Below are 12,861 nucleotides of genomic sequence, written 5' to 3'. Positions count from 1 at the left end.
CAATTTCTGATACAGCGAAAGTCCTTTCCGAATATATCGATGGCATTATGATCAGAACGTTTGGTCATGACAAAATCGAAGAGTTGGCAAACGCAGCAACCATCCCTGTTATTAATGGGTTAACGGACACCTATCACCCTTGTCAAGCGCTAGCAGATTTACTTACGATTAAAGAAATTAAGGGTTCACTTAAAGGATTAAAACTAGCTTATATAGGTGATGGGAATAACGTTGTCCACTCACTCATGCTTGCATGTGCTAAAACAGGTATTGATATTGCTATCGCGTCACCGAAGGGCTATGAACCGGATGCGGATATTGTGAAGTTTGCCGAAGAAGCAGCTGAGATCCAAGGCAGTAAGGTTCTTGTGACACAATCACCAATCGATGCCATTAAGGACGCGGATATCGTATATGCTGATGTTTGGACATCAATGGGATATGAACAGGAAAATATTACGAGACTTGAGGTATTTAAACCCTATCAAATCAATGCAGAACTTATTAAGCATGCGAAGCCTAATTATTTGTTTATGCATTGTTTGCCAGCACACCGTGGTGAAGAAGTCACTGGAGAAATTATCGATGGCCCCAATTCAGTCGTCTTCCATCAAGCCGGTAATCGACTTCATGCTCAAAAAGCTGTGCTCGTTGATTTACTTTCATGAAAAAAGTGCCTGCAGACACCTGCAGGCACTCAGACTGTAGACAAACTCGGGTGGAAATCGAGTTTGTCTACAGTCTTCTTTTTTAGTTTTTAAAATGCGGCTGGGATTTCCGTTCCAGGCGTTTCGCTTTCCGCGGGGCAGCCTCCTCGTCGCTTACGCTCCTGCAGGGTCTCACCTGTCCCGCTGTTCCCGCAGGAGTCTTCACGCCAACACTCCAATCAACGGTCTTTCTACATTTAATTTGGATTTTAGTCCGACGCTCAAATGGAAACACGTGCTACCCAAGAGCAGATTTAGGAGGAGATCCATTCAAATCGGGGGAATTACGAAGAAAACTCTTTCCGACAAATCCGTTCGAACAGGAAGAATCAAAGATTATTAAGTAGAACACAAGTGATCCTGAAAGCAGATACAATTTAAAGATGGAAAACAGTCTAATTAGAGACTTAGTTGCCTTGATAAGCAGGGGAAATTCCATGAAATGTGAAAAAAATGCCAAAAGAGGTACGGAATGAACCATTTACCTCTTTTGTATACAAACTGAGTGCCTGCAGACACCTGCAGGCACTTTTTTTACATACTAATATTCATGAAATCAGGAACACTCGGAAACAATAAGAATGCAGCCGGTTAAAGGAGGGTTCCTGTGGGACAAAATCATCAATTTAAAGCAGGTCAAAAAGCACCTAATAATGGGGTATATGTTGAAATTGGCGAAACGGGAAGCACTGTTCTCAACCCTCAGAAGGTCAAGCTAAACGCTGGGGATCATTTTCCTGATACGACGAATCAGAATCGTGTTTGGATGTATCAACGCAAACCATAAAAAATCCTTTCCTCCTGCATATGCAGTGAGGAAGGGTTTTTTTCTTACATAGCGCAATAAAAAAGCGCGATTTAAAGGTTGGGTTTTTGCTTTACATCTCTTTGGAAAATAGTATAATTAAGTAAAGGTCAAAAAAGGTCAAACTTTTTCATCGAGGAGGAACCAAAGTTGGATATGAAGAAAATGACAGACAAATTACAGGACGCCTTTGTAAGCGCCCAAGAAATAGCCTTGAAACAAAAAAATCCTGAGTTGAATGAATTCCATTTGCTATCGGCTTTAATTTCTCAAGACGATAGCATGTTGGCAAGGGTGTTATCTGAAAGTGGTCGTCCAGTTAAACGATTTACTGAAGAACTGCAAACTGAACTATCTAAGCTGCCCCAGGTTTCCGGTACAAACAGCGGGTTGTATATGTCTAGTTCCTTGCAAACCATTTTAGATACAGCGGAAAAACAGATGCACGAATTTGACGATGAATATTTGTCAGTCGAACATATTTTGCTTGCCATTGTGAAAGAGAATAAGCAAGGCATTAAGAAGCTGTTTGCTCCTTTCGATATTACGTATCAATCGATGCTCGCCATCATTAAACAAATTAGGGGGAATCAACGGGTGACAAGCCAAAATCCAGAAAATACCTATGAAGTCTTAAAAAAATATGGCCGGGATCTAGTGGCTGAAGTCCGCAACGGAAAAGTAGATCCCGTTATCGGCAGAGATTCAGAAATTCGTAATGTGATACGGATTCTATCCCGGAAGACGAAAAATAATCCAGTTTTGATAGGAGAGCCAGGCGTCGGAAAAACGGCGATTGTGGAAGGCCTTGCACAACGGATTGTTCGTAAAGATGTCCCAGAGGGCCTGAAAGATAAAACCGTGTTTTCCCTTGATATGAGCTCGCTTGTTGCAGGAGCAAAATTCCGCGGCGAATTTGAGGAACGGTTAAAGGCCGTATTAAATGAAGTGAAAAAAAGTGATGGGAAAATTCTCTTGTTTATTGACGAGCTTCACACAATTGTTGGGGCAGGCCGCACGGATGGGGCAATGGATGCCGGGAATATGCTGAAGCCTATGCTTGCTAGAGGGGAACTCCATTGTATTGGAGCAACAACACTTGATGAATATCGTAAATACATCGAAAAAGATCCTGCACTTGAACGAAGATTCCAACAGGTGCTTGTTAGTGAACCAGATGTGGAAGATACCATTTCAATTCTACGCGGTTTGAAAGAACGATACGAAGTCCATCATGGAGTGAGAATACACGACCGTGCTTTAGTAGCAGCAGCGTCCTTATCCAATCGTTATATTACGGATCGTTACTTACCTGATAAAGCGATTGATTTAGTAGATGAAGCCTGTGCAATGATTCGTACAGAAATTGATTCGATGCCAACCGAGCTTGACGAAATTACCCGAAAAGTGATGCAGCTCGAAATTGAAGAAGCTGCTTTAAATCTTGAAGACGATCCACAAAGTAAAGAGCGTCTATCTGTGCTGCAAAAGGAATTAGCTGATCAGCGTGACCAGGCAAATAGTATGAAAGCACGTTGGCAGATGGAAAAATCCTCTCTGCAAGATGTTCAAGACCATCGGGAGGAGCTTGAAAAGCTGCGCCGGGAACTGGAAAAAGCAGAAGATGAATACGATTTGAATAAAGCAGCCGAATTGCGGCATGGGAAAATTCCACAAAAAGAAAAAGAACTAGCAGCTTTGGAAGTACAACTTGAAAGTGGGAAAAAGGATTCTCGTTTGCTGCGTGAAGAGGTAACAGAAGAGGAGATTGCCTCCATTGTGGCCCGCTGGACAGGAATACCAGTCGTTAAACTGGTTGAAGGTGAACGTCAAAAACTATTGAAGCTAGCGAACATCTTGCATGAAAGGGTTATTGGACAAGAAGAAGCGGTTGAACTGGTTTCAGATGCTGTGTTACGAGCTAGAGCAGGGATTAAAGATCCAAACCGTCCAATAGGTTCCTTTATTTTTCTTGGGCCAACAGGTGTTGGGAAAACGGAACTAGTGAAAGCGTTGGCGGAAACACTTTTTGACAGTGAGGAGCATATGATTCGCATAGACATGTCCGAATACATGGAAAAGCACTCCGTTTCCCGATTGATTGGAGCTCCCCCTGGATATGTGGGGTTTGAAGAGGGCGGTCAGCTTACAGAAGCCATCCGCCGTAAGCCTTACTCAGTCATCTTGCTGGATGAAATTGAAAAGGCACACCCAGAAGTATTTAATATCCTCCTGCAAATGCTGGACGACGGCCGCATTACCGACTCACAGGGCCGTACCATTGACTGTAAAAACACAGTTATTATTATGACATCAAATATTGGTTCCCAATACCTTCTGCAAGCTGCAAATCCTGAAGAAGGTATTGAAGAAAGTATAAAGGACCAAGTGTTTTCTGAATTAAGAGGGCATTTCCGTCCAGAGTTACTCAACCGGATCGATGACATAATCTTATTTAAGCCTTTGTCTAAAAATGAAATCGTCCAAATTGTAGCTCAGATGATTGTACAGCTAAAACTTCGCCTGCAAGATCAGCAAATTGACCTGGATATATCCGATGCGGCGAAGGAATTCATCGCCGAACAGGGATATGACGCTGTATATGGAGCCCGTCCACTGAAACGGTTTATTCAAAAACAAGTAGAAACAAAACTCGCCCGTGAAATTATTGCGGGAACATTAGAAGGACAGCATGAAGTATTAATTGACTACAAAAATCACGAATTAGTACTAAGTATAAACTAAAGCACGAACCCTGAAGAGGTAGACTATGCATATTGCAGTCTACCTCTTTGGTTTTCTAAGACAATTAAGCGGGGTTGTTGAAAATGTGTCATCATAAACGCCAGATACACTTATTTATAAAGCAAACGGTTCTTGAACCTGTGCTGCAGGGGTATTTTTAACGCTGCTTTAAGCTGCATTGTGCAAAATGGAGGGAAAAGTGTGCAAATGGAGCTTATTTATGTGCAAAAAAAGGGAGATCCTGTGCACTCGAGGTATATTTGTGTGCAAAAGCCTATTGGGGGCAGGATGGGGTTAATAAAAATGTGAGCTTGGATTGGAATGATTTAAGTCGAGTTTAAGCGTCATTCATCCTAATTTTTCGCATAAAAAAAGAGGCATCACAATTGTGTGCCTCGGGACTAAATGTGGACTTCAAATCAATCAATGATGAGCTTCTTTTGAGGGACCTTCAGGCATGATAGCTGGAATAATCATAATAAGAATTGGCGCTGCAATTCCTAGGATTGTACCAGTTGTGAAGTCATAAGCAGCTCCGATCATGGATGAAACAACATATGTAAGCATATGTGCTAAAATGAATGTCCAGAAAAATGTCATAATAAATTTCATTAATGTTCACCCCATTCCACTGCAATCATCTTTATCATACCATAATTAATATGCAGTTAAAACGGGTTATTTATATATTATTATGTAAAAATAGAGCTGGTTGTCCATTTTTCTTTTTCTATTACTATTTGGGCGTGATACGATAGGCATAACCCCTATCAAAATAATACACGAGGCATAGAGTATATAGTAAGTAAGACTTCTTAAAGGAGCATGTAATCATGGAACAGCGAACATTTCAATTCGATGGACAATGGAATATCGTCTATTATCCCGTTCAGCCGAGTGGTTTTGGGGTCCTCATAATTGGAGACCGAACTCATTTTGTAGAAGATAACACTAGTTATTGGCTCCAGCATCCTGGTCGAAAGCAAATACTAGACCATTTAAAGAGTGCGGGGTATGTCTTATTTTCGTCGAACTTATATGGGGCAAATTGGGGGAGTGCGAAATCCGCTGATCTTGCAGCAAAACTTTATCATATGATGATGAAAAGCGAGATTCTTAATCAGAATGTTCATATTTTGGCTGAAGGTTCTGGTGCGCTTACTGCACTAAGTTTAATGGAAAAAATGGGCGATCACATCCGTTCGGCAGTGTTTATCAATCCTACTTTGTTTCTTAAACAAAAAATGGACAAGGAAAAGGAAAATGTTTTTTTCTATAAAAAATGGCTCCATGAAGCAGCGGAAGCAAATGAAATGACTCCAAAAGAATATGAAGCCTTGATCAGCAGTAAGGATAATATTCCCCAATTATCAAACGTACCGCTTAAAATTATCCAAGTGTTAGAGAGAACGGATGAAAAACTTCATAAATTGTATCGTGAACTTCAGAATCGAGAAGGGAAAGAAGTGGATATTACGTATCTCCTTCCAGAAAAAAGATACAAAATTGCTTCTCAAATTCAAAGATTTTTTAAACTCTATGAAGGTTCTTTATAAGAGCCTTTTTTACATACTTATTTCTTCTGAACTATTCTTCAATCTACCTGCATACGATACAGCAAGAACAATACATGTATGGAGGCGGAAAAATGGAACAAACAATTGTGATCGGTGTTCATCAATTTATCGGCTTTCACCTGACAAATGAGCTGCTCGAAAAAGGAAAAACAGTCATCGGTATAGATGATTCTACGGATATAGAAAACAATGAGATGGACTTGTATATCGGGCGTAATGCTAATTATTCATTTTTAACCTTAGACCAACTTAAGGAAGTAAAGGTTTCAGAGCAGACTACAGTCTTTATTGATTGGTATGATATTCAGATTAATCGTGATAATTGCCGAATATCTCCTGAAGAGCTTAGGAACGTTCTTCAGCTTTGGGGAGAGGATAAGGCTCCGATTGTCATGGTATTATGTCCAATGGTACAAGAGAGTGAACAAACCTTTATAGAATGGAAAAGGTTTAAATCAGAAAAAATCATTTTCCTGCCGACGGTTTATGGGCCATGGCAGCCTGAAACGATGGCTTTTGCAGCAGCAATTAGTGATGTTGATACGAACGAACTTTTACGAACCTGCAAGAATGACTATCGCCTAGATGCAATCTTCATCGATGATGTTCTTACTGCTCTTCCTGAGATTCAAAAACAAGAGCATCAAACGATTATTCTAGAAAGTGTGAGTGAAAATCAATGGGCAGCTTGTGCGGAAGAGCTAAACAAACCTGAGCTTATCAAAACGCTTACATCGGTAGAGAATAGGGTATATAATGAAAAAGCTTTTTATCATAAAGTGATTAACTCTGTTACACCAAAACAAGGGATCGCTTTACAAATCGAACATTTTGAAAAAATGAAACGTTTGAGTATAAGTGAGTAACAGAGATAGAAGAAATTTTTTTGCAGGTAGTGTAGAATTAAAAATGGGTAAATGAAAAAGGATAGCGTGGAAGGAGGATGGATAAAATGTCAGAAGATAAAACATTAGAATTTATGGGGATTGCAATGAAGTACTTCCCAGAGGCAAAAGCAAAATTAGACGCTTCAGGTATTGATTTCACAATGGATTTAGCTGAGCCGTTTATGGATTTATTTAAAAAAATTATGCAAGAAGCATATGAACTGGGAATAAAAGATGCAACGAAATAAGGGATAGGCAGTCTTAAAGGGCTGCCTATTTTTTTCGCCGCTAAATTTTGTTAATAAGGTGATAAGAACCGGACTTAGTTTTTTCAACGATGGCTTCAAATCATCGTAAACAGTCATTAATGTGTCAACGCTCTCCATTAACTGCATATAATCTATTGTTGATTCAGGAACGGGAGGTTCAATAATTTCCTGTTGTTGTGCTTCTCTTGGAGAGAACATCATCCGAGAGAAGGGGTCTTTTCGAACCGATGGTTTCTGTGTTTCTTCGTTTTCCATAGCGATTCTCTCCTTATCAAACGTTTTGTTACTACTATATGTCTGCCTTTTTGGAAAGGCGCAGGCTCATGTCCGGTTAAGCTGAAAAAGAATACCGCTTCTAAACAAGTTCTTGCAACATGGTCTGGTTTTGTATAAAATTAGTACCAGGTAATATTAATTGATGATAATATTTTATTTATAAATAAGGGGCTGGTACTATGAATGCTGGGATACTTGGAATGGGCCGCTATTTGCCAGAAAAGGTTTTAACTAATTTTGATTTGGAAAAAATGATGGATACTTCTGATGAATGGATCCGTACCATGACTGGAATAGAAGAACGCCGAATTGCTTCCGATGATTGTCATTCGTCAGATATGGCTTATGAAGCAGCAAAAGCGGCATTAAAGGATGCAGAAGTGAACGCTGAAGATATTGATTTAATTTTAGTGGCAACAGTTACACCTGATCAGCCATTTCCTACTGTCGCATGTATGCTCCAGGAAAAGCTTGGTGCAAAAAAGGCAGCAGCAATGGATGTGAGTGCGGCGTGTGCAGGATTTATGTATGCAATGATTACTGCGTCACAGTTCGTTATGACAGGAACGTATCGTCATGTTCTAATTGTCGGTGTTGAAAAGCTCTCTAGTGTAACAAACTGGAATGACCGTAATACAGCAGTTCTTTTTGGAGATGGTGCTGGTGCGGCAGTCATTGGTCCTGTATCTGAAGGACGCGGAATTCTTTCGTTTGAATTAGGTGCTGATGGTACAGGTGCACCGCATTTGTATCAAAATGAAGAAGACCATATCGTGATGAATGGCCGTGAGGTGTTTAAATTTGCGGTTCGTCAGATGGGCGAATCTTCATTAAATGTGATAGAAAAAGCAGGCCTGACCTTGGACGATATTGATTTTCTAGTTCCTCATCAGGCAAATATCCGCATTATGGAAGCTTCGAGAGAACGTCTGAAGCTCCCCGTTGAAAAAATGGCAAAAACAGTTCATAAATATGGAAATACCTCATCAGCATCTATTCCAATCGCTATGGTGGATGCATATGAAACAGGTAAGATCAAGGATGATGACGTACTTGTATTAGTAGGCTTTGGCGGAGGATTAACATGGGGCGCCATTGCTCTCCGCTGGGGAAGATAAAGGAAACACACAATGGGATGTATAGATAACGTTACTAGTAAAGGGGCGAAAATGAATGAATAAACGCAGGGTAGTAGTCACAGGACTCGGGGCAGTAACCCCGCTTGGAAATGACGCAGAAACAACGTGGGATAATATAGTTGCCGGTAAATCAGGCATTGGACCATTAACAAGATTAAATGCCGAAGAATTTCCGGCAAAGGTTGCTGCTGAAGTAAAAGACTTTAATATTGAACAATATACAGACCGTAAAGAAGCACGGAAGATGGACCGTTTTACACATTATGCGATTGCAGCGGCAGCAATGGCTGTTAAAGATGCTGATCTAGAGATTACTGATGAAAATGCTGAGCGTATCGGAGTGTGGATTGGTTCAGGGATCGGTGGACTTGAGACGCTGGAAACTCAACATGAAATCTTTTTAAAGCGTGGCTATAAGCGAGTTAGTCCATTCTTTGTACCAATGATGATTCCAGATATGGCAGCTGGTCAGGTTTCAATTATGTTAGGTGCTAAAGGAATTAACTCTTGTACGGTAACCGCATGTGCAACGGGAACCAATTCAATTGGTGATGCGTTTAAAGCCATACAGCGCGGAGACGCGGACGCAATGGTAACTGGTGGTGCTGAAGCCCCTATTACCAAAATGGCTGTAGCTGGATTCTGTGCCAATACGGCGCTTTCAACTAATCCAGACCAAAACTCAGCCAGCCGTCCATTTGATAAAGATCGTGATGGATTCGTTATTGGCGAAGGAGCAGGAGTCATTGTTCTGGAAGAACTTGAATATGCTCAAAAACGCGGTGCAAAAATATATGCTGAAATCATTGGATATGGATCAACTGGGGATGCCTATCATATAACTGCCCCAGCACCTGGAGGCGAAGGCGGGGCCCGTGCTATGAAGCAAGCACTTAACGATGCAGGTATGGTGCCTGAGGACATTCAATACATTAATGCTCATGGTACAAGCACACCGTATAACGATCAATATGAAACGATGGCAGTTAAAGAAGTATTTGGCGAGCATGCCTACAAATTGGCTATCAGCTCGACTAAATCAATGACGGGACATTTATTAGGGGCTGCTGGAGGAGTCGAAGCCATTTTCTCCATCCAAGCCATTCGTGATAGCGTGATTCCACCGACAATTAATCTTGTTAATCCAGATCCAGATTGTGATCTTGATTATGTTACTGAAGGTTCGAGACAAGCAGAAGTAAATGCGGTAATGAGTAATTCTCTTGGCTTTGGTGGTCATAATGCAACGATTGTCTTTAAAAAATTTCAAGCTTAATCTAGTCCCCTCCTGAATGTTCAGGAGGGTTTTTTTGTTACTAGTATTCGCACCCCCTGCTAAAAAAGTATGAATAAGCAGCAGTAATTTACATAAAGTCAAAAAGTAGAGAAGGGGCAACATTTAGTATCTAACATATTATATGTGACATAGAGCAAATGGGGGTGCATCTTAGATTGGGTATTATAGAGACTGATATGTGGTTAAGGGAAGATCGTATGAATCCGATCGCGATCTGTGACCGTTTAAAACATTTATTTTCAAATGAGGAACCAGAAGAAATTTACCGTTTTTTGCAGAATCACGGCATGTTCACCAAAGCCATGAGGCTCGACCCTCTGGTAGACAAGATGACTGAGGAGAAGGTTTGGATACGAGCTAAGAGCATTTTAATCAAGCTGCAAAAAGGATGGAACGGACCAGATATCCCTGTGTATATTTTTCCGCTGCGATCATCAGGGTTTCTTTCACGTGCTCTTGAAAGTAAGTCAGGTTTGGCTTTCGCTGATAAGTTATTTTTGTTTATCACACCTGAGATCAGCGAGATAGAGCTTAAAGCCTTGATTATTCATGAGTACCACCATGTCTGCCGGTTAAAAAAATACCCGAAAAATGAATGGGAGTACACCCTGCTTGATTCAATGGTGATGGAGGGGCTTGCAGAACATACGGTTAAGCATTATTTAGGCAAAAAGGGACTCGCACAATGGACTTCTCTTTATAAAGATAGTGAACTTGAGAAGCTATGGAACAGCTATATAAAAGAGAATACATCGATTAAGCGGGACACTCGTTTACATGACAAGCTTTTAGTGGGAAGAGCACCTTATCCTAAAATGCTTGGTTACAGTATAGGGTATTATCTCGTTCGAAAAGCAGAGCCTTTCGAAATCAAGCATTCCTTTTCAATTGAATCAAAAAAGTTCATCGAGGGAATCGTTTAATCTCTCGATGAATTTTATCAGGTTGCTCATTTCAGGAATAATATTTCAAAAATCTGCCTATACTGATGGACATACAGATTACGTTAGTGAGGGGTAAAAATATGCTATATCTTCATGATGTTTGGGTAAATTGGTTTGAGGGTGAGGAGAACGGCTATAATATTTGTCACTTTCACGAGTGGAGAAAAGATGATGGAATTGAACTGCTTGATCAGGTTCCGCTTTTAAAAATCTCCCCATTGCTTTTCAACTACATAGAGAACGACTTAATGGAACTGCCAAAGGCGTTATTAAATGATGTTTTCCAAAAAGCATTTGCAAGAAAAAATCATGAACGAATTCAACTGGATTATTGTTTTATCATTACAGATGGTAAAGGAATATTAGCGGTCGACACGATTGGATATCATATCCCAATCCGTAAAAGCCGGTTAATCCCAAGGCAGGAACAAATTGTGTTCGATATGATCGACAACCATCCCGATTTGGAATATACCTTTGAAGATAGCGTAACGGAAAGAGAATATCATATTTTATCGCCAGACCCATTGTTCATGAATGGGCTAACGAGAAAAGAACGACAATTAAAACAGTTGCTGTTTATGGCTATGGATCATTTATCAACGGAAAAGCATACAGCCGAAATGAGATACTGGTATACGGAATGGGCACCAGAAAAATATGCTGAAATACAAGCGATGGAGTTTGATCAGGCTTGGGTGGAACTCTATAATGCCATCCAGTATGGCTGGACTGATAAGCACCTACAGCTTTGCGAACATCTTGTTAAAGGTCAGCCGTTTTTTGAAAAGCTTTGGGAATTAGAAGTTGGGGACAGTCCATCCATGCTGTAAAAAAATGAAAGAGAAAAGCCCGCCTTATTCCCAGGCGGGCTTTCTCATTTTCGCTTATTTCTTTCTTTTACGGCCAAGGCCCATAGCGTTACTCATCTTCTTAATCATTTTGTTCGCTTCTAGGTTTGCTTTTTCTGCACCACGGTCAAGAATTTCATCAAGTTCAGTTGATTCAAGCAGCTCATGATAGCGGTCTTGAATAGGTTTGATTTCACTTAAAATGACATCAGCTAAATCTGACTTGAAATCTCCATAACCTTTTCCTTCATATAACTTTTCAATGTCTTGAATGCTCTTTTTACTGAAAATCGAGTAAATAGAGAGCAAATTACTGACACCAGGTTTGTTTTCTTTATCATATTTGACAATACCTTCAGAATCGGTGATCGCACTCTTGATTTTTTTCTCAATTTGTTTTGGATCATCAAGAAGAGTAATGGTCGCTTTTTTATTTGAATCTGATTTGCTCATTTTTCTAGTTGGTTCTTGCAACGACATAATCCGTGCTCCAACTTTTGGAAGGCTGATTTCAGGGATTGTGAAGATATCATTGTATTTTTTATTAAAGCGCTCAGCTAAATCACGAGTCAGCTCAATGTGCTGCTTTTGATCGTCTCCTACTGGAACTAGGTCAGAATTATAAAGCAGAATATCACCAGCCATTAATGGCGGGTAGGTGAGAAGTCCGGCATGGACACTATCTTTGCCGGTTGCTTTATCTTTGAATTGAGTCATTCGCTCAAGTTCACCAATCGTAGAGATACATTGCAGCATCCAACCAGCTTGTGCGTGAGCAGGGACTTCAGATTGAATGAAAATGGTGTTTTTTTCTGGATCTAATCCAATTGCCAAATAAAGTGCCGCAAGATTACGGATACTTTTTCTTAATTCAAGCGGGTTCTGTGGAACCGTAATAGCGTGCTGATCAACTATACAGAAGTAGCAGTCGTATTCATGCTGCAGCTCAACAAATTGTTTGAGAGCCCCAATATAGTTTCCTAACGTTACGGAACCGGTAGGCTGTATGCCTGAGAATATTCTTTTCACTATAGTCACTCCTTAAATATAAAACCATATCTCTCTTATTGTAGAGATAAATGCTGGATGAATCCACTGTTTTAGAATTCATTAGTAAAATTATAGACATTTAATTGCTTTTCTATAAGTAGTATATGAATAGTCCTGCAAGTACGACGAACAGAAGGGAAAACCCAATCAGAAAGAAAACACCTAAATTAATAGAAAGTAAATCAGACAAACGGGATATTTCTTCTTGTTCACCGCTAGGCTTCTGTGATTCAAAATATTTGCGGAAACTGTAGAAAATCCCATCAAAGAGTCCGTTTTGGATGACAAATGTTAAAAGTGTGAATAGAAGAATG

12 protein-coding genes and 1 pseudogene are annotated in these 12,861 nt (G+C 40.2%); 10 read left to right on the top strand and 3 right to left on the bottom strand.

Going from position 1 to position 12,861, the window contains the following annotated elements; translation table 11 throughout:
• The 3 genes from argF to clpB form a co-directional block, all read left to right on the top strand.
• The coding region (gene argF / locus WYK_RS10515; RefSeq protein WP_040374456.1) for an ornithine carbamoyltransferase at positions 1–668 on the top strand (668 nt) is incomplete at its 5' end.
• A gap of 646 nt (positions 669–1,314) precedes the next feature.
• A complete protein-coding gene (locus tag WYK_RS10510) occupies positions 1,315–1,494 on the top strand; it encodes a YjzC family protein (protein ID WP_040374455.1) in 180 nt (59 codons plus the stop codon).
• Positions 1,495–1,662: 168 nt separating this feature from the next.
• Positions 1,663–4,257 carry an ATP-dependent chaperone ClpB gene (clpB, locus tag WYK_RS10505; protein WP_040374454.1) on the top strand — a complete coding sequence of 865 codons (2,595 nt, stop codon included), beginning with the start codon at positions 1,663–1,665 and terminating at the stop codon, positions 4,255–4,257.
• Positions 4,258–4,680: 423 nt separating this feature from the next.
• Here the strand turns inward: clpB and WYK_RS10500 are convergent, their stop codons facing one another.
• Positions 4,681–4,869 (bottom strand): YjzD family protein, encoded by a 189-nt coding sequence (locus WYK_RS10500; protein ID WP_040374453.1) that lies wholly within the window; start codon positions 4,867–4,869, stop codon positions 4,681–4,683.
• 221 nt (positions 4,870–5,090) lie between these two features.
• Between WYK_RS10500 and WYK_RS10495 the strand changes: the two genes are divergently transcribed.
• The 7 genes from WYK_RS10495 (at position 5,091) to WYK_RS10465 (ending at position 11,479) form a co-directional block, all read left to right on the top strand.
• A complete protein-coding gene (locus WYK_RS10495; RefSeq protein ID WP_040374452.1) occupies positions 5,091–5,813 on the top strand; it encodes a hypothetical protein in 723 nt (240 codons plus the stop codon).
• A 92-nt stretch (positions 5,814–5,905) separates the two neighbouring features.
• Positions 5,906–6,700, top strand: a complete 795-nt coding sequence (locus WYK_RS10490; RefSeq protein ID WP_040374451.1) for a hypothetical protein — start codon at positions 5,906–5,908, stop codon at positions 6,698–6,700.
• Between the two features lie 86 nt (positions 6,701–6,786).
• Complete coding sequence (locus WYK_RS10485; protein ID WP_040374450.1) at positions 6,787–6,969, top strand: ComZ family protein; 183 nt, start codon at positions 6,787–6,789, stop codon at positions 6,967–6,969.
• Positions 6,970–7,445: 476 nt separating this feature from the next.
• Positions 7,446–8,384: a beta-ketoacyl-ACP synthase III gene (locus WYK_RS10480; protein ID WP_040374449.1), complete on the top strand. Its 939-nt coding sequence runs from the start codon at positions 7,446–7,448 to the stop codon at positions 8,382–8,384.
• 55 nt (positions 8,385–8,439) lie between these two features.
• Positions 8,440–9,681 (top strand): beta-ketoacyl-ACP synthase II, encoded by a 1,242-nt coding sequence (gene fabF, locus WYK_RS10475; RefSeq protein ID WP_040374448.1) that lies wholly within the window; start codon positions 8,440–8,442, stop codon positions 9,679–9,681.
• A 176-nt stretch (positions 9,682–9,857) separates the two neighbouring features.
• Complete coding sequence (locus WYK_RS10470; RefSeq protein WP_040374447.1) at positions 9,858–10,625, top strand: DUF2268 domain-containing putative Zn-dependent protease; 768 nt, start codon at positions 9,858–9,860, stop codon at positions 10,623–10,625.
• Positions 10,626–10,726: 101 nt separating this feature from the next.
• A complete protein-coding gene (locus tag WYK_RS10465; RefSeq protein ID WP_040374446.1) occupies positions 10,727–11,479 on the top strand; it encodes a YjbA family protein in 753 nt (250 codons plus the stop codon).
• Between the two features lie 54 nt (positions 11,480–11,533).
• Here WYK_RS10465 and trpS read toward each other — a convergent pair whose 3' ends face one another.
• Positions 11,534–12,529, bottom strand: a complete 996-nt coding sequence (gene trpS, locus WYK_RS10460) for a tryptophan--tRNA ligase (RefSeq protein ID WP_152526455.1) — start codon at positions 12,527–12,529, stop codon at positions 11,534–11,536.
• Positions 12,530–12,638: 109 nt separating this feature from the next.
• Positions 12,639–12,861: pseudogene (locus tag WYK_RS24920) on the bottom strand (DUF3899 domain-containing protein); the annotation flags it as partial.

The organism is Peribacillus psychrosaccharolyticus ATCC 23296 (assembly GCF_000305495.1).
GTDB classification, from domain to species: domain Bacteria; phylum Bacillota; class Bacilli; order Bacillales; family DSM-1321; genus Peribacillus; species Peribacillus psychrosaccharolyticus.
Note: the sequence above shows the minus strand (reverse complement) of the source record. Positions and strands in the feature narration are given on the sequence as shown.